Origin of the sequence: Nocardia sp. NPDC050435 (assembly GCF_040655395.1) — a bacterium.
Lineage (GTDB): Bacteria > Actinomycetota > Actinomycetes > Mycobacteriales > Mycobacteriaceae > Nocardia.
Map to the genome: position 1 here is coordinate 76,369 of NZ_JBFAJW010000008.1, position 20,435 is coordinate 96,803.

At 70.2% G+C, this 20,435-nt stretch carries 23 protein-coding genes; 15 read left to right on the plus strand and 8 right to left on the minus strand.

Going from position 1 to position 20,435, the window contains the following annotated elements:
• Window positions 1-397: 397 nt before the first annotated feature.
• The 3 genes from AB0I43_RS24160 to AB0I43_RS24170 are packed head-to-tail and all read left to right on the plus strand — an operon-like array spanning window position 398 to window position 3,405.
• Window positions 398-1,033 (plus strand): helix-turn-helix domain-containing protein, encoded by a 636-nt coding sequence (locus AB0I43_RS24160; RefSeq protein WP_357432642.1) that lies wholly within the window; start codon window positions 398-400, stop codon window positions 1,031-1,033.
• Complete coding sequence (locus AB0I43_RS24165; RefSeq protein ID WP_356974501.1) at window positions 1,030-2,547, plus strand: glycosyltransferase family 39 protein; 1,518 nt, start codon at window positions 1,030-1,032, stop codon at window positions 2,545-2,547. Before AB0I43_RS24160 ends, AB0I43_RS24165 begins: the two co-directional genes overlap by 4 nt.
• A gap of 54 nt (window positions 2,548-2,601) precedes the next feature.
• On the plus strand, window positions 2,602-3,405 hold the full coding sequence (locus AB0I43_RS24170) for a thioesterase family protein (RefSeq protein ID WP_356974500.1): 804 nt from the start codon (window positions 2,602-2,604) through the stop codon (window positions 3,403-3,405).
• On the opposite strand, the gene AB0I43_RS24175 is transcribed toward AB0I43_RS24170, so the two are convergent.
• On the minus strand, window positions 3,395-4,030 hold the full coding sequence (locus AB0I43_RS24175) for a class I SAM-dependent methyltransferase (RefSeq protein ID WP_356974499.1): 636 nt from the start codon (window positions 4,028-4,030) through the stop codon (window positions 3,395-3,397). The genes AB0I43_RS24170 and AB0I43_RS24175 overlap by 11 nt on opposite strands.
• A gap of 141 nt (window positions 4,031-4,171) precedes the next feature.
• Between AB0I43_RS24175 and AB0I43_RS24180 the strand changes: the two genes are divergently transcribed.
• Window positions 4,172-5,056 (plus strand): bile acid:sodium symporter family protein, encoded by an 885-nt coding sequence (locus AB0I43_RS24180; protein ID WP_357432643.1) that lies wholly within the window; start codon window positions 4,172-4,174, stop codon window positions 5,054-5,056.
• Here the strand turns inward: AB0I43_RS24180 and AB0I43_RS24185 are convergent, their stop codons facing one another.
• A complete protein-coding gene (locus AB0I43_RS24185; protein WP_356974497.1) occupies window positions 5,057-5,695 on the minus strand; it encodes an LppP/LprE family lipoprotein in 639 nt (212 codons plus the stop codon).
• A gap of 90 nt (window positions 5,696-5,785) precedes the next feature.
• Window positions 5,786-7,231, minus strand: a complete 1,446-nt coding sequence (locus tag AB0I43_RS24190; protein WP_356974496.1) for an aminotransferase class I/II-fold pyridoxal phosphate-dependent enzyme — start codon at window positions 7,229-7,231, stop codon at window positions 5,786-5,788.
• A 121-nt stretch (window positions 7,232-7,352) separates the two neighbouring features.
• On the opposite strand from AB0I43_RS24190, the gene AB0I43_RS24195 reads away from it, so the two are divergent.
• Genes AB0I43_RS24195 through AB0I43_RS24230 form a run of 8 tightly spaced genes read left to right on the plus strand, consistent with a single transcriptional unit; the run spans window position 7,353 to window position 15,620 of the window.
• Complete coding sequence (locus AB0I43_RS24195; protein WP_356974495.1) at window positions 7,353-8,189, plus strand: nitrilase-related carbon-nitrogen hydrolase; 837 nt, start codon at window positions 7,353-7,355, stop codon at window positions 8,187-8,189.
• Window positions 8,186-9,607 carry a dihydropyrimidinase gene (hydA, locus tag AB0I43_RS24200; RefSeq protein ID WP_356974494.1) on the plus strand — a complete coding sequence of 474 codons (1,422 nt, stop codon included), beginning with the start codon at window positions 8,186-8,188 and terminating at the stop codon, window positions 9,605-9,607. The genes AB0I43_RS24195 and hydA overlap by 4 nt, the downstream gene beginning before the upstream one ends.
• Window positions 9,608-9,622: 15 nt before the next feature.
• On the plus strand, window positions 9,623-10,660 hold the full coding sequence (locus AB0I43_RS24205; RefSeq protein ID WP_356974493.1) for a TIGR03842 family LLM class F420-dependent oxidoreductase: 1,038 nt from the start codon (window positions 9,623-9,625) through the stop codon (window positions 10,658-10,660).
• Window positions 10,657-11,547, plus strand: a complete 891-nt coding sequence (locus AB0I43_RS24210) for an ABC transporter permease subunit (protein ID WP_356974492.1) — start codon at window positions 10,657-10,659, stop codon at window positions 11,545-11,547. Before AB0I43_RS24205 ends, AB0I43_RS24210 begins: the two co-directional genes overlap by 4 nt.
• Window positions 11,544-12,404, plus strand: a complete 861-nt coding sequence (locus AB0I43_RS24215; protein ID WP_356974491.1) for an ABC transporter ATP-binding protein — start codon at window positions 11,544-11,546, stop codon at window positions 12,402-12,404. Before AB0I43_RS24210 ends, AB0I43_RS24215 begins: the two co-directional genes overlap by 4 nt.
• Window positions 12,401-13,171, plus strand: a complete 771-nt coding sequence (locus AB0I43_RS24220) for an ABC transporter permease subunit (RefSeq protein WP_356974490.1) — start codon at window positions 12,401-12,403, stop codon at window positions 13,169-13,171. The genes AB0I43_RS24215 and AB0I43_RS24220 overlap by 4 nt, the downstream gene beginning before the upstream one ends.
• A complete protein-coding gene (locus tag AB0I43_RS24225) occupies window positions 13,168-14,310 on the plus strand; it encodes an ABC transporter substrate-binding protein (protein ID WP_356974489.1) in 1,143 nt (380 codons plus the stop codon). The genes AB0I43_RS24220 and AB0I43_RS24225 overlap by 4 nt, the downstream gene beginning before the upstream one ends.
• Window positions 14,307-15,620, plus strand: a complete 1,314-nt coding sequence (locus AB0I43_RS24230) for an aspartate aminotransferase family protein (RefSeq protein ID WP_356974488.1) — start codon at window positions 14,307-14,309, stop codon at window positions 15,618-15,620. The genes AB0I43_RS24225 and AB0I43_RS24230 overlap by 4 nt, the downstream gene beginning before the upstream one ends.
• Window positions 15,621-15,622: 2 nt before the next feature.
• On the opposite strand, the gene AB0I43_RS24235 is transcribed toward AB0I43_RS24230, so the two are convergent.
• Entirely contained in the window at window positions 15,623-16,117 is a 495-nt protein-coding gene (locus AB0I43_RS24235; RefSeq protein ID WP_356974487.1) for a nitroreductase/quinone reductase family protein, read from the minus strand.
• 68 nt (window positions 16,118-16,185) lie between these two features.
• Here AB0I43_RS24235 and AB0I43_RS24240 point away from each other — a divergent pair, with 68 nt between their 5' ends.
• Complete coding sequence (locus AB0I43_RS24240) at window positions 16,186-16,545, plus strand: arsenate reductase family protein (protein ID WP_356974486.1); 360 nt, start codon at window positions 16,186-16,188, stop codon at window positions 16,543-16,545.
• Between the two features lie 21 nt (window positions 16,546-16,566).
• On the plus strand, window positions 16,567-17,247 hold the full coding sequence (locus AB0I43_RS24245; protein ID WP_356974485.1) for a TIGR00266 family protein: 681 nt from the start codon (window positions 16,567-16,569) through the stop codon (window positions 17,245-17,247).
• Window positions 17,248-17,492: 245 nt separating this feature from the next.
• On the opposite strand, the gene AB0I43_RS24250 is transcribed toward AB0I43_RS24245, so the two are convergent.
• Entirely contained in the window at window positions 17,493-18,029 is a 537-nt protein-coding gene (locus tag AB0I43_RS24250; RefSeq protein WP_356974484.1) for an NUDIX domain-containing protein, read from the minus strand.
• Between the two features lie 51 nt (window positions 18,030-18,080).
• Here AB0I43_RS24250 and AB0I43_RS24255 point away from each other — a divergent pair, with 51 nt between their 5' ends.
• On the plus strand, window positions 18,081-18,461 hold the full coding sequence (locus AB0I43_RS24255; RefSeq protein ID WP_356974483.1) for a nitroreductase family deazaflavin-dependent oxidoreductase: 381 nt from the start codon (window positions 18,081-18,083) through the stop codon (window positions 18,459-18,461).
• A 3-nt stretch (window positions 18,462-18,464) separates the two neighbouring features.
• Here AB0I43_RS24255 and yidC read toward each other — a convergent pair whose 3' ends face one another.
• The 3 genes from yidC to AB0I43_RS24270 all read right to left on the minus strand — a co-directional run bounded on the left by yidC (window position 18,465) and on the right by AB0I43_RS24270 (window position 20,434).
• Entirely contained in the window at window positions 18,465-19,337 is an 873-nt protein-coding gene (yidC, locus tag AB0I43_RS24260; RefSeq protein ID WP_356974482.1) for a membrane protein insertase YidC, read from the minus strand.
• An 82-nt stretch (window positions 19,338-19,419) separates the two neighbouring features.
• A complete protein-coding gene (locus tag AB0I43_RS24265; protein WP_356974481.1) occupies window positions 19,420-19,719 on the minus strand; it encodes a DUF6412 domain-containing protein in 300 nt (99 codons plus the stop codon).
• Between the two features lie 10 nt (window positions 19,720-19,729).
• Complete coding sequence (locus AB0I43_RS24270) at window positions 19,730-20,434, minus strand: TetR/AcrR family transcriptional regulator (RefSeq protein WP_356974480.1); 705 nt, start codon at window positions 20,432-20,434, stop codon at window positions 19,730-19,732.
• Window position 20,435 lies beyond the last annotated feature (1 nt).

Genomic DNA, 20,435 nt, shown 5'->3' on the forward strand with positions numbered 1-20,435 from the left:
GTGGAACGCGTCGGCGGTTGCCGGGACAAGCGTGCTGGGCGGGGGTATCGTCGCGCTGATCGCGCACGGGTTCGCTCGAATCGGTCGCGCGCCCGATCGTCGGCGGCATCTCGCTGAGTGGACTTTTTCCGCGATTTCACAGTATTCCGGGTTGTGAATCGTTCATGCTTCACATTGCGCGGCGAGCATGGGCGCGCCGACCGAAGATGAGGAGTCATCATGTCCGGATCCGCAGCGGATTTCATTGTCGAGGTGCTGGTCAAGACGATCACCCAGCTGATCACCGGTAGTGCCGGCTAGTCCGTCGCTCGTCCGGAGGCCGCGTTCCCGCCCGGGAACGCGGCCTTTGTCGTTTTCCGGGCCGGCCGGTATTGACCAGCGGTGCTAAAATTTGGCCATGCGGCCAGAAAATAGTCCGGATGGACAGCGCAAGTCGTTCATCGAGGAGGCCCGCCGCCGCCAGATCATTGCCTCGGCCGTGCAGGTGATCTCCGAATCCGGGTACGCCGCCGCCTCGCTGGCGCGCATCGCCGAGCACGCCGGCATCTCCAAGGGCGTCATCTCCTACCACTTCGCGGGCAAGGACGAGTTGATGGAGCAGCTGGTCGTCCAGCTCTACATCTCGGGTGGGGAGTACATGGCCCCGAAGATCGGCGCGGTGCGCGGCCTGCGCGAGCAATTGCGGACCTACATCGCGACCAACCTCGAATTCATCGACGCCAACCGGACCTACATCGCCGCGCTGCACCAGGTCGTGCTGAATCTGCGCGACAGCGCGGGGAATCTACGTTTCGCCACCTCCGACGGGGAACAGGCGATCATCCAACCGCTGATCGACCTGCTGGCGCAGGGGCAAGCGGCGGCCGAGTTCGGCACCGATTTCGACCCGGTCCGCATGGCGGAGTCGATCCGGGACGCCATCGACGGCGCGGCGGCCCGCGCGGCGCGGTCGGCGGATTTCGATACGACCGCGTACTCGGCGCACATCTGCCGGGTGTTCGACATCGCTACGCAGAAGGCTGGACAGTCATGACCGAAGTACTGGAAACCCGTGCGCCGCAGGCCGAGAACGAGCCGCCCCCGTTTGCGAAGGCCGGCGTCGGCGCGATCGTCGCCGCGGCCGCCGTCGCCCTGTTCGCCTCGATCGGGCGCTACGGATTCTTCGGCGACGAGCTCTACTTCGTCGCGGCCGGGCGGCGGCTGGCATGGGGATACGCCGATCAGGGTCCGCTGGTGCCCGCGATCGCGCGCCTGATGGATCTGCTGGCGCCCGGATCGATGGTCGCGCAGCGCATTCCGGCGGTGCTGGTGACGCTGGCGGCGATCGTGCTCAGCGCCCAGATCGCGCGCGAGTTCGGCGGTTCGCGGGGCGCGCAGGTGCTGACGGCGGCGGCCTACGCGACCTCGCCGTTCCTGCTGGTGCAGGGCACCCAGCTGGCCACCAACACGATCGACACCGCGCTGTGGGTACTGATCAGCTGGCTGCTGATCCGCTGGGTCCGCACCCGCCGGGACGCGCTGCTGTTCTGGGCCGCGCTGGTGACGGCGCTGGATATGCAGGTGAAATGGCTGATCCCGTTCTTCTGGATCGCCGTCGCGATCGGCGTGCTCTGCTTCGGACCGCGCGAGTTGCTCCGGCGCAAGGCCCTGTGGCTCGGCGGCGCGGCCGTGCTGGCGCTCTCGGTGCCGATGCTGCTGTGGCAGGCCGCACATGACTGGCCGCAGCTGGGGATGGGTGCGCAGGTTGCCCAGGAACAGGAGACCGTCGGCGGCCGCTACACCTGGATTCCGCTGGCCGTGGCCGCGGCGGGCCTGCTCGGCGGCGTGCTGCTGATCGCCGGAATCTGCACGCTGCTGCGCTCGGAGTCGTTGCGGCCCTACCGTTTTCTGGGTGTGGTGCCGCTGGTGCTGACGCTGATCTTCGTCGCGACCAACGGCCGCTCCTACTACGCCGCGGGCTGCTATGCGGCGCTGATCGCCGCGGGCGCGGTCTGGTGGACGCGCGACGGCGTGCGCTGGCGGCGGATCGTCGCCGTCCCGCTGGTGGCACTGTCGGCAGCGATGGTGCTGTGGAGTCTGCCCTGGCAGTCCGAGGACAGCATCGATCCGGTCGACAGCCAGGCCGAGGCCGGGCTGGCGATCGGCGTCTACGGCAAGTTCGGCTGGCCCGAATTGCGGGACGCGACGGCCGCCGCCTATCGGCAATTGCCTCCCGCCGAGCGTGCCCGCGCGGTGCTCATCGCCGATTCCTATTGGCAGGCTTCGGCTCTCGACGTCGAGCGGGAACGGTACGGTCTGCCGGCGGTGTACAGCCCCAACCGCGGGTTCGGCTACTTCGGCACCCCGCCGGATACGGCCACCTCGGTGGTGTGGATCGGCGGCGAGGAGCCGGAGCTGCGCGCGCTGTTCGGGACGGTGACGGCGGTGGGCCGGGTGGACGCGCGGCTCGGTCTGCCCGGCGTCACCCGCGACGTGACGATCTGGCGTTGCGAGCAGCCGCTGCGGCCGTGGTCGCAGACCTGGTCGGGCATGCTGCGCCTGAACTGAGCGATTCCCCGCCGGGAATCGCGGCGGTCCGGCCCGCTGACCTACCCTGACCGGGTGGGAGATCTCGGACTCGACACCGCCGTCGACGGCGCCGACGGCCGCTACACCGCGACGCTCTCGCCGGATTGGGAGGCGTGGGGCCCGGTCGGCGGCTATCTGGCGGCGCTCGCGGTGCGGACCGCCCGGGTGCACGGCACGCTGCCGTGGGTGGCGTCGGCCACCTGCCAGTTCCTGTCCGTCGCCGAGTTCGGGCCGGTGCTCCTGACCGCCGAAACCCTGCGATCCGGGCGGCGCGCGGAGGCGATCCAGGTGCGGATGACCCAGGGCGGCAAGCCGATTCTGGCCGCGCTGGTGTGGCTGGCCGCCGCGGGGCTGGACGCCGGGGTGCGGCACGACGCCGCCGCGATGGCGCCCGCGCCGCCACCGGAGCAGTTGCGCTCCTGGGACGACCTGACCGTGCCCATGCCCTCGGTGTGGAAGAGCGTCGAGGGCAGGCCGGTTGTCTGGCACGAGCATTGGCGTGAGCGCCCGCTCGGGCCGCCGGAGTGGCGGGGCTGGTTCCGGTTCCGGCCCGGCTCCCAGGATCCGGCGGCTGACGCGGCGCGCCAGCTCATCCTGCTCGATCTGATCCCGTACCAGGCGTTGCTGGCCGCGCACCGGGAACAGCTGCTGGCCCCGAACCTGGATCTGTCGGTGCAGTTCCATCGCGCCGGACCCGTCGACGAGTGGCTGCTCGCCGAAGCCTCCTGCGACATCGTGGAATCCGGTCTGGCCGGGTTCCGCAGCCGGGTGTGGAACCGCGGCGGGCAGCTGCTGGCCTCCGGCTCCGGTCAGCTGCTGTGCAGCCTCATGCCCTGAGGCCGTCCGGTTTGCGCGCGAGCAGATACGCGCGGGTGGTCTCGACCTCGGACGGATAGGCGCGGCGTTCGACGGCGGCGTCGATCAGGAATCCCGCGGCGGTGAGCAAGGTTTCGATCCGGGGCCGCTCGAAGAAGTGGAAGTCCAGATCGACCGGGTGCCCGAGCATGTCGTCCAGGTGCAGGACCTCGTCGCCGACGTGGAAGGACACCAGCAGCAGTCCGCCGGGGCGCAGCGTGCGGTGGAATTCGCCGAAGGCGGCGGGTAGTTCCGCGGCCGGGAGATGAATGATGGAGTAGAGCGCCACGATTCCGCCCCACGCGCCGTCCTCGACCTCGAGCGCGCGCATGTCACCGGTCCGGAACTCGATGTCCTCGTGCGCGGCGGCGGCCACCTCGATCATCCGCGGCGCCAGGTCCACGCCGGTCACCCGGCAGCCTAGATGCTGCAGGTACCAGGCGACATGTCCGGGCCCGCAGCCGATGTCGGCGACCAGCGCCTCGTCGCCGACATCGTCGGAGAACACGCGCAGCAGGGCCCGGTCCAACGGTTTGTCCCGCAACTCCGCTCCGAATCGTGCGGCGTAGTCCTCGGCGATCTCGTCATAGCTGTCCCGCGTACCCACCCCGACCATCTTGCACGGCGCGCCGGACGAGCGCAGTCGGCCCCGTCTTGCTAAGCGCCGGTTCGGGTTCGGGCCGGGCCATGGCGGGGCCGGGGATCGGTCCGCTATGTTCGAGCGGTTGTCCGGTGAGAGGAGATCGCTATGGGTTCAACGCTTTTCGCGGTGCTGCTGCCGATCGCGCTGGCTCTGATCATGTTCGGACTCGGCTTGACGCTGACGACCGAGGATTTCCGGCGCGTGCTGCGCTACCCCAGGGCGGCGGTGGTGGCGCTGGTGTGCCAGATGGTGGTGCTGCCCGCGGTGTGCCTCGGGCTGATCTTCCTGTTCGGGCTGACGGGCGCGCTGGCCGCGGGGATGATGCTGCTGGCGGCGTCGCCGGGCGGTCCGTCGGCGAACCTGTTCAGCCACCTCGCCGGTGGCAATGTGGCGTTGAACATCACGCTCACGGCGGTGAACTCGGTACTGGCGGTGTTCACCCTGCCGCTGGTGCTGGCCTTGTCGTTCCGCCTGTTCCTGCCCGACGCGGAGTCGATCGGCCTGCGGCCGGACAAGTTCGCGCAGGTCTTCGCCATCGTGCTGGTGCCGGTGGCGATCGGCATGGTCGTGCACCATCGCCGCACCGCGTTCGCCGAGCGGATGCGCGGCAAGGTGAAGGTGCTCTCCATCGGGGTGCTGGCCCTGGTGGTCACGGCGGCGGTGGCGAAGAATTTCGCGACGCTGACCGAGAACATCGGGCCGCTGGCCGCGGTCTGCCTGGTGTTCGCGGTGCTCAGCCTCGGGGTCGGGTACTTCGTGCCGAAGGCGCTGGACGTGGCCGAGGATCAGGCGGTCGCCTCGGCCATGGAGATCGGTATCCACAACGGCGCCATCGCGATCGCCGTCGCGGCGACGGTGCTGGTCAACGACACGATGGCGGTGCCGGGCGCGGTGTACGGGGTGCTGATGAACATTCCGGCGGCCGCGGCCGCCTACCTAATGGCCCGCCGGGCCCGGCGGCGCGCGGCGGAGCCGGCCCGGGCGGTCTGATCAGCCGGCGGGCGGGAACTGTCCCGTGGCCTGGAGCGTCGCGCCGACGAGGGTGAAGGTGACCACGCTGGGCCCGCCGGTCGGGCAGCACAGCGCGTCCTCGGGCAGCGGCCACTTGTACTGCACCGAGACGGTGCTGCGGGTCTTGCCGATCACCTGGGTGTAGGCGTAGGGCTCGGCGGAGGCGGTGCCGAGGTACTTGCCGTCGGCGAAGAACAGCACGTGGGTGACGGGGTGAATCCCGATGCCCTCCATGGTCATCCAGGACAGCACCCCCGCGCAGCCGGCCTCGGCGGCATCCTCGCTGGCGCCGGGAATGGTCCAGGTCGTGCTGGGTTCGGCGGCGGCCACCTTCGCGAATCCGGCGTGCGCGAGTTCGGAGTTCAGGTCGAAGCACAAACCGTGGCCGCCGCCCGGGGGATCGGCCGGGCTGGTGGCGGGCGCTTGCGTCGGGGGCGCGGTGGCGGGCGACGGCGGCGCGGTGAGCAGCGGCGGGGTCTCGGCGTCCGAGCGCGAGGCGGTGACGGGTGGCCGCGGCGTCGTCGGGGTGGCGTCGGGCTCGGAGGAATCGCTGCCGCAGCCCGTCACGGCCAGCGCCGCACTCGCGGCGAGAACGGCGAGAACCGATGTGATGCGCATATGCCCCTCGATCGGCCGAAGTGGTTCCTGCAACCCCCTGCTCAGGAAATCGGAGCCGCCGGGACCGGCGTTACCTCAGGGTCTCGTGGTTCACGATCTGCGGACCCGCCGATAGGTGGGCGCCGCGGCCGCGGCCGCCGCCAATTCGGTGGCCAGCCACCTCAGGTCGACCTCGGTCAAGGTGGAGACGGTGAGTCGCAGATGATCCGAGTCCGGTTGCTCGCCGACCTCGAACGGCCCGCCCGGCGCGACCTTGATGCCCGCCGCCGCCAGCGAGATCATGGCGGCGTTCTCGTCGGCGACCGGGAGCCACAGGTTGATGCCGTCGGGCCGTGCCACGGCGACGCCCTGCTTGGCCAGCGCGCGGCGGAGTTCGCCCGCGCGCCTGCGGTATTCGCCGCGGGCCTCGGTGACCGCGCGGGCGGCGGCCGGATCCTCGAGCATGGTCAGCAGCACCCGCTGGAGCAGGCGGCTGGTCCAGCCCGCGCCGAGCATGCGGCGTTCGATCACCGGGTCGAGCAGGTCGGCGGGGCCGCCGGCCACGGCCAGGCGCAGGTCGGCGCCGTGGGATTTGGAGTAGGAGCGCACGTGCACGGTGCGCTGCGGCAGGCGCGCGCCCAGCGAGCGCAGCGCCGCGGCCGCGATGCCCGCGCTGTGATCGTCCTCGATGACGAGAACCTCGGTGTCGCCGAGGATTTCGGTCAGTTCGCGCACGCGCGCGGCCGACAGCGAGACGCCGGTCGGGTTCTGGGCTCGGGGTTGCAGGAGGAAGACGGTGGCGCCGTACTCGGTGACCGCCCGCCCGAGTTCGCGCGGCAGCGGCCCGGATTCGTCCAGCGCGACCGGGACCGGACGAGCGCCGAGCCGGGCCAGCAGATCGAGAAACGGCGGGAAGCAGGGAGCCTCGACGGCGACGGTGTCACCGAAGCGCACATGGGTGGACAGCAGCCGATCGATGGCGTCCAGGGCTCCGTCGAACACCGCGAGCCGCTCGGCCCGGAACGGCCAGTCGCCGCGCACCTTCGCCGCCAGCGCGGGCAGTACCGCCTCGCCCAGGTACTCCGCGGCCAGATCCCCGGCCTCGTGTGCGGTGATCTCGCGCAATGCGGCGGCGAGGTCGGGCAGCAGCGCCGGATCGGGGGTGCCGCGCGAGAGGTCGACGCGAAAGGCGCTGTCCGAGGGCGGATGCAGGCGCTGATAGCGTCCGGCCGGGCGCGCGCCTAGGGTTGCGCCGGGTTCGCCGACGAAGGTGCCCGCCCGCCCGCGCGCGATGATCGCGCCGGTGGCGGCCAGGGCGCGCCAAGCCTGGTTGACGGTGGCGGGGGAGACCCGCAGCTGTCTGGCCACCTCGCGCACCGTCGGTAGCCGGGAGCCGGGTGGTAAAGCGCCGGAACGGATTCGGCGGCCGATGCCGGCGGCGATACCGGCCGGCGTGCGGTCGTCGAGATCGGCGGTGAGCTCGGACGGCGACATGACCGAGGCCGGCGGCACTCCGCCGGGGAGTGCGCCGCCGGTGCTCGCGCGCTCGATCGTCACGGCTCAATTCTGCGACAGCCATGGACCGGCAACCGGCACCGGCCCCAAGATTTACCGCGCCGACATTGTTTCCGCGCAGATGTAACACATTGGACCTGCTTCAGGGTGCACGATAACAATCATGCCAACCGTTCGAGCCGCGCTCGTCCAGACGAACTGGACCGGCGACAAAGAGTCGATGATCAAAGTGCACGAGGATTACGCGCGGCAGGCGGCCGCGCGGGGAGCGAAGGTGATCTGCTTCCAGGAGCTGTTCTACGGCCCGTACTTCCCGCAGCAGCAGGATGCGCGGTTCTACGAGTACGCGGAGTCGGTGCCGGGGCCGACCACCGAGCGATTCGCCGCGCTGGCAGCGGAATTGGGCTTGGTGATCGTGCTGCCGGTCTACGAGCAGGAGCAGCCGGGGGTGCTCTACAACACCGCCGCGGTGCTCGACGCCGACGGCAACTATCTGGGCAAGTACCGCAAGCACCACATCCCGCAGGTGCGGGGCTTCTGGGAGAAGTTCTACTTCCGGCCCGGCAATCTGGGCTGGCCGGTGTTCGACACCGCGGTCGGCAAGGTGGGCGTCTACATCTGTTACGACCGGCACTTCCCGGAGGGCTGGCGGGCCCTGGGGCTGGCGGGCGCGGAGATCGTGTTCAATCCCTCGGCGACCTCGCGCGGCCTGTCGGCCTATCTGTGGAAGCTGGAGCAGCCCGCCTCGGCGGTGGCCAACGAATACTTCATCGGGGCGATCAACCGCGTGGGCGTGGAAGAGTACGGCGACAACGACTTCTACGGCACCAGCTATTTCGTCGACCCCGAGGGCAAGTTCGTCGGCGAGGTGGCCTCCGACCGCGATCCGGAGCTGGTGCTGCGTGATCTGGACATGGATCTGCTGAAGGTGGTGCGCGACCGGTGGGCGTTCTATCGGGATCGCCGGCCGGACGCCTACGGACCACTGCTGGAGCCGTGATGACCACCTTCGTGCACGGCGGGACGGTCGTCTCCGCCACCGGTTCCCAACCGCTCGACGTACTGATCGACGGCGAGACCATTGTCGCTGTCCTGCAACCCGGTTCGACCGCGCTGGCCGCCGACCTGCGCGACAGCGCGGAGACGGTCATCGACGCCACCGGCAAATACGTGATCCCCGGCGGAGTGGACGGGCACACGCACATGCAGCTGCCCTTCGGTGGCACCGAGGCCTCGGACACCTTCGAGACCGGCACCCGGGCCGCGGCCTGGGGCGGCACCACCACCATCGTCGACTTCGCGGTGCAGAAACCCGGTGAGCGCGTACAAGACACGCTCGGGCTCTGGCACCAGAAGGCCGCGGGCAACTGCGCCGTGGACTACGGCTTCCATCAGATCATCGGCTCGGTCGACGACGAATCCCTCAAGGGTATGAGCGAATTGGTGTCCGAGGGGGTCACCAGCTTCAAGCTGTTCATGGCCTATCCGGGCGTCTTCTATTCCGACGACGGCCAGATCCTGCGGGCCATGCAGACCACCGGTGAGCTGGGCGCGCTGCTGATGATGCACGCGGAGAACGGCATCGCCATCGACGTGCTGGTGGAGCAGGCGCTGGCGCGCGGGGAGACCGGTCCCTACTTCCACGGGACCTCCCGTCCCTGGCAGATGGAGGAGGAGGCCACCCATCGAGCGATCATGCTGGCGCAGTTGACGAAAGCGCCGCTGTACGTGGTGCACGTCTCGGCGAAGCAGGCGCTCGAGCAGATCGCCGTCGCCCGGGGCAACGGGCAGAACGTCTTCGGCGAGACCTGCCCGCAGTATCTGTATCTCTCGCTCGAAGAGCAGCTGGGCGCACCGGGTTTCGAGGGCGCGAAATGGGTCTGCTCCACCCCGCTGCGGTCCCGGGCCGAGGGGCACCAGGACGAGCTGTGGCGCTACATCCGGACCGGCGATGTCAGTACGGTCGGCACGGATCACTGCCCGTTCTGCATGAAGGATCAGAAGGAGCTCGGGCGCGGGGATTTCAGCAAGATCCCCAACGGCATCGGCGGCGTCGAGCACCGCATGGACCTGATGTTCCAGGCGGTGCGCAACGGGTGGATCTCGCTGGAGCGCTGGGTGGAGGTCTGCTGCACCACCCCGGCCCGCATGTTCGGCATGTACCCGCGCAAGGGCGTCATCTCGCCGGGCGCGGACGCCGACATCGTGATCTACGACCCCGCGGGCCACACCAGCATCGGCTACGGCAAGACCCACCACATGAACATGGACCACTCGGCCTGGGAGGGCTTCGAGATCGACGGCCACGTCGACACCGTGCTCTCGCGCGGCCGGGTGATCGTCGACGGCGGGCAGTACCTGGGCAGCGCGGGGCACGGCCGTTTCGTCAAGCGCGATCTCTCGCAGAATCTCATCTAGATCGGAGACAGGCCGATGGACATCGGTGTGGTGCTGCAGTGCACGCCCCCGGCCGCGCGGGTGGTCGAGCTGGCCAGACTGGCCGAGACGCACGGGTTCTCGCACGTGTGGACCTTCGATTCGCACCTGCTGTGGCAGGAGCCCTACGTCATCTACAGCCAGATTCTTAGCGCCACCCGCAAGGTCGTGGTCGGGCCGATGGTGACCAATCCGGCCACCCGGGACTGGACGGTGACGGCGTCCACCTTCGCGACGCTGAACGAGATGTTCGGCAACCGCACCATCTGCGGGATCGGGCGCGGCGATTCGGCGGTGCGGACGCTCGGCGGCAAGCCGACCACGCTGGAACGGATGCGGGAGTCCATCGAGGTGATCCGGGAGCTCGGCAACGGCCGCAGCGCCCGGATCGGGGACACCGTGGTGCGGCTGCCGTGGGCGGCGGAGTCCCGGCTCGAGGTGTGGGTGGCGGGCTACGGACCGCGCGCGCTCGACCTGACCGGGAAGGTCGCCGACGGCTTCATCTTGCAGCTGGCGGATCCGGACATCGCCGCGTGGACCATCGCCCGGGTCCGGGCGGCGGCCGAGCGGGCGGGCCGGGATCCGGCGGCGGTGCGGATCTGCGTCGCCGCGCCCGCCTATGTCACCGACGGCTCCGAGACCGGGCTGGCCCATGCCCGGGAGCAGTGCCGCTGGTTCGGCGGCATGGTGGGCAATCACGTCGCCGACATCGTCGCCAGGTACGGCACCGGCGGGGCGATCCCGGCCGCGCTCACCGACTACATCGCGGACCGCCAAGGCTACGACTACAACCAGCACGGCCGGGCCGGGAACACCCACGCCGAGTTCGTGCCCGACGCCATCGTGGATCGCTTCTGCCTGCTCGGCACGCCCGACGAACAGCTGGCCCGGTTGCGGGAGCTGGAGAAGCTCGGCGTGGACCAGTTCGCGGTGTATCTCCAGCACGACGCCAAGACCGCGACGCTGGAGGCCTACGGGGAGTCGGTGCTGCCGCGCCTGGCGCATCCGGTGACGGCGACGGAGGCCGCCGGATGAGCGGCGCGCGCGCCAGACTCGTGCGCGCCGGCTATCCGGCCGGCGCGCTGGTGCTGGTCATCGCGGTCTGGGAACTGGTCAAGGCGCTGGTTCCGGCGCAGGGTGTGAGCCTGGGCGGGGTGCGCGTGCTGCCGCGGACCACGGACGCGGCCATGCCGCATGTGTGGTCGGTGTTCCGGGTGCTGGGCGAGGCGGACGGCAAGGGGACCGTGGGCGAGACCTTGCTTCGGACAGCGGGATTCACGTTTCTCCTGGCCTTGCTCGCGCTGCTGATCGGGACGCTGGTCGGGGTCGGGCTGGCGGTGCTGATGCAGCGGTTCACCTTCGTCGAGCGCGGCCTGCTGCCCTATGTCGTCGTCTCGCAGACGGTTCCGCTGATCGCGCTGGCGCCGCTGGTGGCCGGGTGGGGCGGCAAGATCGTGATCGCGGGGGAGCCGTGGCGGCCCTGGATGAGCATCGCGGTGATCGCGTCCTATCTGGCGTTCTTCCCGGTGGCGGTCGGGATGCTGCGCGGGTTGCAGGCGCCGTCGAAGGCGGCAGTGGAACTGCTGCACAGTTATTCGGCCGGGTGGTGGGACACCCTGGTGCACCTGCGTTTTCCCGCTGCGGTCCCGCATTTCCTGCCCGCGCTGCGCCTGGCCGCGGCGGCCGCGGTGATCGGCGCGGTCGTCGCCGAGATCTCCACCGGCACGGCGGGCGGCATCGGCCGCCAGATCATCGTCTTCTCCCAGCAGGCCACCGGCGACGCGTCCCGGCTGTTCGCGGCGGTGCTCGCCGCCGCCCTGCTGGGTCTCGCGGTCACCGGCATGGTCGCGCTCGTGGAGTTCGCGCTCCGCCGCTACAGCCGTCCCGCCGGGACCGCCGGCTCGTCAGGAGGTACTCGTTGATCGCCGAGCAGCCCTCGATCGATATCGAAGAAGCAACTACCGCAATAGAAACCGTCGACAGCGTGCGCGAACCGCGGGCAGTGGAGCTGTCGGGCGTCGGCAAGATCTTCGCCGCCGGTGCGGTCACCGCCCTGTCGGAGGTTTCCCTGACCGTCGGCGCTGGCGAATTCGTCTCCCTGATCGGCCCTTCCGGCTGCGGTAAATCCACGCTGCTGCGCATCATCGCGGATCTGGAGCGGCCCAGCACCGGCACCGTCACCGTGCACGGGAAGACCGCGCGGCAGGCGCGGCTCGACCAGGAGTACGGCATCGCGTTCCAGCAGGCCGGGCTGCTGGACTGGCGCACGGTGCAGGCGAACGTGGAACTGCCCCTGGAACTGCACCGGGTAGCCAAGGCCGAAAGACGCCGCCGCAGTGCCGAACTGCTGGAGATGGCGGGCCTGACCGAGTTCGCGACCCGGTACCCGCCGGAACTGTCCGGCGGCATGCAGCAGCGGGTCGCGATCGCGCGGGCGCTGGCTCCCGCACCGGCGCTGCTGCTGATGGACGAGCCGTTCGGCGCGCTGGACGAGATGACCCGCGAGCGCATGCAGGGCGAACTGCTGCGCATCACGGGCGAGACCGGCGCGGCGGTGGTGTTCGTGACGCACTCCATCCCCGAGGCGGTGTTCCTCTCCGACCGGGTGGTGGTGATGTCGCCGCGTCCGGGCCGCATCACCGACATCGTCGCGACCGGCGGCTGGGGCCGCGCGTCCGAGGGCGCCGCCGACGATATCCGTTCCAGCACACCGTTCTTCGAGGCGGTCGCCGCGGTGCGCGCGGCCCTGCACGGCGGGCACACCGGGGAGCGGCGATGAGCTCGTGGAAAACGGTGCTGCCGCCGGTGCTGTTCGGAATCGCCGGGGTGGCGCTGTGGCAACTGCTCACGGTCGCGGCGGGCGTCCCGTCGTTCCTGCTGCCCGCGCCCACCGCCATCGCCGGCCAGTTCACCGAGAACTTCGGCCGCATCCTCGACGCCGCGGCCGCCACCGGCGCCAATGCCCTGATCGGCCTGCTGGCCGGGGCGGTGCTGGGCATCGTCGCCGCGCTGGCGGCGGTGCGCTTCCACCTGGTCGACGGCCTGCTGAGCCCGATGGCCGCCGCCGCGGCCGCGGTGCCGATCGTCGCGCTGGCGCCGCTGCTGAATTCGATGTACTCGACCACCACCGACACCCCGCGCCGGCTGGTCGTCACCATCGTGGTGTTCTTCCCGATGTTCGTCAGCACGGCCAAGGGGCTGCGCCAGGTGCCGCGGGTGCAGCAGGACCTGATGGCCGCCTACGCGGCCAGCGGCTGGCAGATCACCCGCACGGTCCGGGTGCCCGCCGCGCTGCCATACCTGTTTACCGGTCTGCGGATCGCCGCGCCCGGCGCGGTGATCGCCGCGATCATCGCGGAGTACTTCGGCGGCCTGCAGAACGGGCTCGGGTCGCGCATCCTCTCGGCCGCCGCCAACACCGCCTATCCGCGCGCCTGGGCCTACGTGGCCGGCGCGATGCTCGTCGGCCTGCTGTTCCTGGCGGCCGTCGTCCTGCTCGAATCGCTCACCCGCACACCCCGGTTAGTTCTCAGGAGATCGACATGACCAGACCCACACGGAGATTGCGCGCCTGTCTGGCGCTGGCAGTGCTGGCCGCGGCGGCGCTGACCGGCTGCAGCACCACCGAGAGCGAACCGGGCACCACCGCGGACGGCCTCACCAAGGTCCGCTTGCAGCTGCAATGGTTCAAGCAGGGGCAGTTCGCGGGCTACCTGGCCGCGGTCGATCAGGGCTTCTACAAGAAGCAGGGGCTGTCGGTCGAAATCCTGGACGGCGGCACCGATATCGTGCCGCAGACGGTCTTGGCGCAGGGGCAGGCCGACTACGCGGTGGCCTGGGTGCCCAAGGCGCTGGCCTCCCGGGAAGCGGGCGCGGGCATCACCGAGGTGGCCCAGATCTTCCAGCGCTCGGGCACCAAGCAGGTGGCGTTCAAGTCCGACAACATCGCCGATCCGGCCGCGCTGCGCGGCAAGACCGTCGGAAACTGGGGTTACGGCAACGAGTTCGAGCTCTTCGCGGGCATGACCAAGGCGGGCCTGGACCCGGCCCGGGACGTGAAACTCGTGCAGCAGCAGTTCGACATGAACGCCTTCCTCGCCAAGGACATCGCCGCGGCACAGGCCATGTCCTACAACGAGTACGCCCAGCTGCTGGAGACGAAGAACCCGGCGACCGGAAAGCTCTACACCGCCGAGGATTTCACCACCATCGACTGGAACGACCAGGGCGTGGCCATGCTGCAGGACGCGATCTGGGCCAACACCGACAAGCTCGCCGACCCGAAGTACCAGGACCAGACCGTGCGCTTCCTGGCCGCCTCGCTCGAGGGCTGGGCGTTCTGCCGCGACAATGTCGACAAGTGCCGCGACATCACCGTTGCCGCGGGCAGCACGCTGGGCGCGAGCCATCAGCAGTGGCAGATCAACGAGGTGAACAAGCTGATCTGGCCGTCGCCGGCCGGGATCGGCACGATCGACCAGGCTGCCTGGGACCGCACGGTCCGGATCGCCAAGGAGACCCGCAACGCCGAAGGCGCGACGGTGCTGCGCGAGGACCCCGACGCCACCGCCTACACCAACGACTACGTCACCAAGGCTCTGCGAATACTGAAGGACGGCGGAATCGATGTCACCGGAACGGGTTTCCAGCCCGTCCAGGTGACCCTGACCGAAGGTGGGAAATGAGCGCTGACGACCATGTCTTCTATCCCTGGAGCGTGCAGGGCGGGCCGAATCCGCCGCTGATCACCGGCGCGTCCGGGTCCTGGTTCTGGGACGAGCACGGGAAGAAATACCTGGATTTCTCCTCGCAGTTGGTCAATGTCAATATCGGGCACCAGCATCCGGACCTGATCGAGGCGATCGTCGAGCAGGCGCGGCTGCTGGCCACCATCTCGCCCACCGTGGGCAACCAGGCGCGCAGCGAGCTGGCCCGGCTCATCACCGAACGCGCACCGGGACAACTGAATCGGATCCTGTTCACCACCGGCGGCGCGGAGGCGGTCGAGCACGCGGTGCGGCTGGCACGCAGCTTCACCGGCCGCACCAAGATGCTGGCCGCCTATCGCTCCTATCACGGCGGCACCGGCACCGCGATCGGCCTGACCGGCGAGCCGCGCCGCTGGGGCGCGGAACCGACCAATGTCGACGTGACCAGGTTTTTCGCGCCCTATCCCTACCGATCACCCTGGGGCACAAGCAGTCCCGAGGAGGAGACGGCCGCGGCGCTGCACCATCTGCGGCAGGTGATCGAGTTGGAGGGGCCCGGTCATATCGCGGGCCTGGTCCTGGAGACCGTGGTCGGCACCAACGGCGTCCTGGTGCCGCCGCCGGGCTACCTGACCGGTGTCCGCGCACTGTGTGACGAGTTCGGGATCGTCTACATCGCCGACGAGGTGATGGTCGGTTTCGGCCGGGTCGGGGAGTGGTTCGCGGTGCAGGCATGGGAGGTCGAACCCGATCTGATCACCTTCGCCAAGGGCGTCAACTCCGGCTATGTGCCGCTGGGCGGCGTGCTCATCGCCGAGCGGATCGCCCAGCGCTACGACGACACGCTCTATCCGGGCGGCCTCACCTACGCCGGTCATCCCCTGGCCTGCGCGGCGGGGGTGGCCTCGATCGGCATCTACGAACGCGACGGCATTCTCGACCACGTCCGCTCGGTCGGCGCGGATGTGCTCGGAAAAGGCTTGCAGGAGCTGGCGTCCCGGCATCCCAGCGTCGGCGAGGTGCGCGGGCTCGGCTTCTTCTGGGCGCTGGAGCTGGTCCGGGACCAGGGCACCCGGGAGCCGCTGATCCCGTTCGCCGCGAGCGGCCCGGACGCCGAGCCGATGCTGCGGGTGACCGCCGCCGCCAAGGAGCTCGGCCTGTGGCCGTTCAACGCGGGCAACCGTTTCCAGATCGCGCCGCCGCTGACCACCTCGGCCGAGGACCTGCGCACCGGTCTGGAACTGGTCGACCGGGTGCTGGCGGTGGCCGACGAGTACGTGCGCTGAGCTCAGCGCGGCGTCAGCTCGATGACCATGCCGCCCAGCTGCCAGGTCTGATAGATGTCGGCCTTCGCCGGTGTGCCGTCGGCGGCGAAGCCGATGCCGTTGAACTTGGCGTTGGTCGGATTGTCCGCGGCGATGATCTGGTAGAGCCGCATGACGTCCAGCTCGCCGGTGTGCACGCGGGGATCGAACTCGCGCGGCTTGCCGCCCAGCGAGGCGGACACCGGCGTGCCCGGGCGCAGGTTCCGCACCCACGGGCGCAGGGCGGTGCCGATCAGGAGGGTGCCGTCGTGGCGGGTGTAGGCGACGGGCACGTCGAAGGATCGGCCGGTCTTGCGGCCGACCACGTGCAGCACCAGCAGCCGCTTGCCGACCACGCGGGACAATCCGGGTACGCGCAGCAGGGTGCGGACGACCGTGTTGACCAGCCGCTGCCGCTTCATCAACGGCTCCGGCCCGCTGGTGGTCGGTGTGCCGTAGGGGTTTTCGCGCAGGCTCATGACACCAGTATTCTCCGGTTGCGCGGGGCCCGCCGGTCCGCCGCCGTGCCGCCTCTAGGCTGGCGGGCATGACGACCGAGATCTGGCACAACCCGCGCTGCACCAAGAGCCGCAACGCGGCCGCGCACCTGACCGCGGCCGGAATCGCCTACACCGAGCGCCGCTACCTCGACGATCCGCCGACGGTCGCGGAACTGCGCGAGGTGCTGCGCCGGCTCGGCGCCGAGCCGTGGGAGATCACCCGCACCGGCGAGGACATCGCCAAGGAGCTGGGCTTGGCGAGCTGGGGCCGTACCCCCGCCGACCGGGAGCGCTGGCTCGACGCCCTCGCCGCGCACCCGAAGCTGATCCAGCGCCCGATCGTGCTCACCGACGACGGCGGCGCGGTCGTGGCGCGGACCGACGAAGCACTCCATACGCTGGGCTGAATCGCTGTAGGGTCGGCGGATATGAAGGTACAACTGCGCCACAATCCCGCCTCCACCATCGCGCGGTGCTTCCTCGAGGGCGGCGAGCCGATGCGCGTGGAAAGTGGTGCCATGGTGGCTCATTCGGCCGGCGTCACGCTGCAGGCCAAAGCCGAGGGCGGCATCCTGGCCGGGCTCAAGCGCTCGGTGCTGTCCGGGGAGTCGTTCTTCGTCTCCACCTTCACCGCGCCGCCGCAGGGCGGCTGGGTGGACGTGGCACCCGCCCTGCCGGGCGACATGCTGAATCTCCAGATCACCGGGGACCGGCCGTATTTCATCAGCCGCGGTGGCTGGATCGCCAATTCCCATGGCGTGCAGGTGGAGAGCAAGTGGGGCGGTTTCGCGAACCTGTTCGGCGGTGAGGGCGGGTTCGGGTTGCGCGCGCACGGCGACGGCGAGGTCGTGGTCGGTGTGTTCGGCGCGATCGATGTGATCGACCTGCAGCCCGGCGAGCCGATCACCATCGACACCGGCCACGTCGTCGCCTACGACCTGGCCATGAACTTCACCATCCGGCGCGCGGTGTCCGGCCGCTCCATCCAGTCCCTGAAATCCGGCGAGGGGTTCGTCTTCGATTTCGTCGGCCCCGGGCGCGTCCTGCTGCAGACCCGCAACCCGGGCGCCTTCGCGGCCTGGGCCGGCTCGATCGCCTCCACCAGCTGATCTGCCAGCGGTTGCGGGGTGAGGATTTCATTGCGAAGATGACACCCGCAGTTCACCGGGCGGATGCCGAGTCCCTGGATGCTGTGTCCTTCAAGCCCCACCCCTCGATAAAGGATTGTCTTCATGGAGTTGCTCGCCGTCGTCGCCAATATTCTGCAGACCGTGCTCTCGCTGGGCTCCGGAAGCGCGAGCTGACACAACGCAGCCGACGTGGACGGCCCGCCGGGATTCCCGGCGGGCCGTTGTCATGCGAGCAGGTCGTCGACCAGCACGCGGGTATCGGGGACGAACGGCCAGGACGGGTCGCCCAGGTGCGCGCGAAGTTCGGCATCGGTCCACCACCAGCCGTCGGCGATCTCCTCGGGCTGGTGGCGCAGCGGGCCGTCGTAGCGGAGTTCGTAGGCGAACAGATGGCAGCGCATGGGCGCGCCGTCCCACTCCCCGTCCCACGCCGCGGCGGCCATGGGCAGCGGGCCGGTGCCCGCGGGCAGGACGACGCCGAGTTCCTCGGCGAGTTCGCGGACCGCGGTCTGCTCGGGGGTCTCGCCCGGGCCGACCACACCGCCCGCCAGGCAGTCGTGCATCCCCGCGAAGACCAGTTTGGTGTCGGTGCGCCGGTGCACGTAGACGCGGTCGCCGTCGCGGGAACGCAGCAGGACCCCGGCCGAGGCGTGCCAGAGGCCCTCGCGATAGACCGTGGCCCGGTCCGCGGCGCCGGTCACCCGCCCGAGCCGGTCGTAGACGGCGATCGTTTCGGCGGGCGAGTTCGGCTGCGCTGACACCGGTCGAGAGTAGCGTGAGGTCAGCAGGCCACCTTCTCGAGAGGACCGCCGATGGTGTTTCCCCGCGCACTCGCGAAATTCAACCGGCACGTCACCAACCCGGCGGCGAGCGTCCTGGCCGGCCGTTTCGGGCCGTTCGGGACCGTCGTGCACAGGGGCCGAAAATCCGGTCGCGCGTACCGGACACCGGTCTGGGTGTTCGAGGCCGACGGGGAGTACCGGATCGCCCTGACCTACGGCACCGGCGCCGACTGGGTCAAGAACCTCACCGCCGCACCGGCTTTCCAGCTCGAATGGAAGGGCCGCACGCTGGAGCTGACCGATTCGACCGTCGTGCACGACCCGTCCGCGAGCTGGGCGCCGATCGGCGTGCGCCAGGCGCTGCTCGGCCTGAACGCCGAGTACTACCTGCGCGCCCGCCGGGCGGGCTAGGGCCTACCGCCGCCGCGGCTTCGCCCCGGGCTTCGGCGCGGTCGCCGTGCGCACCACTTGCGCTGCCGCCGTAGCCGATTCGGCGTCGAGGCGACGGTAGACCAGATGCTGCTGCGCGAGCGTCCAGGCGTTGTTCGACACCCAGTACAGCAGGATCGCCACCGGCAGCAGCGCGCCGCCGAGCAGCACGCCCGCCGGGAACACCCACAGCATCAGCGTGTTCATCAGCGGCAGCTGCGCCGCGGCCGGGTCCTGCCGGGCGATCGAGGCGCGCGCGGTGAAATGCGTTGCGACGGCGGCGATCAGCATCAGGGTGACGGCGACCGCGATCATCGCCACGCTGGGATGCCCGGCCAGGGTGTCCGACAGCGGCGCCCCGAACAGCTCGGCGTCCAGGAACGATCGCACCTCGGCGGCGTCGAAGAAGTAGTTGGCGGTGTTCGCGTTCTGCTCCGCGGTCATCGGCGCGGGCGTCGATCCGAACGGCACGTGCCCGGCCGGGGCGGTGCGATCGAAGGACCGCAGCACATGGAACAGGGCGAAGAACACCAGCCCCTGGCCCAGCATCGGCAGGCAGCCCGCCAGCTGGTTGACGCCGTTGTCCTTGCGCAACTGCCGCATTTCCTCGTACTGGCGGACTTTGTCGTCGGGGTACTTCTTCTGGATCGCCGCCAGCCGCGGCTGCAACCGCCGCAGCGCCGCCTGCGTGCGCGCCTGTTTCAGGAAGACCGGCACCAGCAGCGCGCGCAGCGAGGCCACGAGGAACACCACCGCGAGCACCCAGGCCAGGCCGCTGCCCGGCCCGAGCACGGCGGCGAAGACGCTGTGCCACACCCGGAGCACAGCCGAAACGGGGTAATAGACGAAATCGAACATGAACGAGCACCTGACTCGAGGCGTGCGGGAACCGCACGAGAACGGGAATGGTCAGCACGGCCGACGACCCCGTGGAGGATCGTCAGGCGGGGACCAGACCGGGTGCTCGAGGACGCGGGCGGCCGGCGGTGTCCGGATTGCTCTGGCGCAGGTAGGAACCGCGCCGGCGGCGCTGGGCGGAAGACGGCGGCCCGGAACGGGCGAGCCGCAGCGGCAGCAGGCGGGTGGAGCGCAGCGACACCAGCGCGAGCAGCGCGGAGGCGGCGACGACGCCGAGCAGCGCGAAGGCGGCGGAATCGTGGGCGGGGGTCGCGAGCAGCGCGAGCGCGGGCAGCAGGCAGGCGAGGACCGCCAGCACCCTGAGCTGCAACCGCGTGAGCATGCGCCCGAGCCTACCGGGCGCGCGCCGCCGCGGTACCGGTACGGGTCAGCAGATCGCCGACGATGGTGTCGCGGGCCACCGGCAGGCCGAGCCGGCGGGCGTTGCCCTCGAACAGCGCGAGAACGGATTCGGTGAGCATGGCCTCGACCTGCTCGGAGCTCAGCCCGCCGGATTCCGAGCGCCAGCTGCTCACCACGCCGTCGGCGAGTGAGACGAGGCCGAAGGCCATCGGGCGGGCGGGCGCGGGGTCGAGTCCGAACCCGGTCAGGCCGGCGGCCAGCAACTCGGCCAGGCGGCCGCCGATCCGGTTGCGCGCGTTCGCGACCGCCGAATCGCTCTGGGGCGCGGCCTGACTCAGAAAGCGATGCAGATTCGGGTGCTCGGCCACCCAGCCGACGTAGGCCCCGACGGCGCGGGCGACGGCGGCCTCGATGGTGCCGTTCGGGTCCAGCGTCGGCATCAGCCGGGTCAGCAGGGAGCGCAGGATGCGGTGGCGGATCTGCTCGTCGAGGTCGGCGCGGCCGTCGAAGTGACGGTAGACGACCGGGCGGGGCAGTTGCAGGCGCTCGGCGATCCGGCCCACCGAGACCTCGACACCGTCCTCGTCGATGACGGCGATCGCGGCGTCGAGAACTTCGGCGCGGCGGCGTGCCTTGTGCCCGTCCCAGCGGGTGCTGCGGCCGTCGGCGGCGACCCGTTTTCCGTTGGTGGTCACA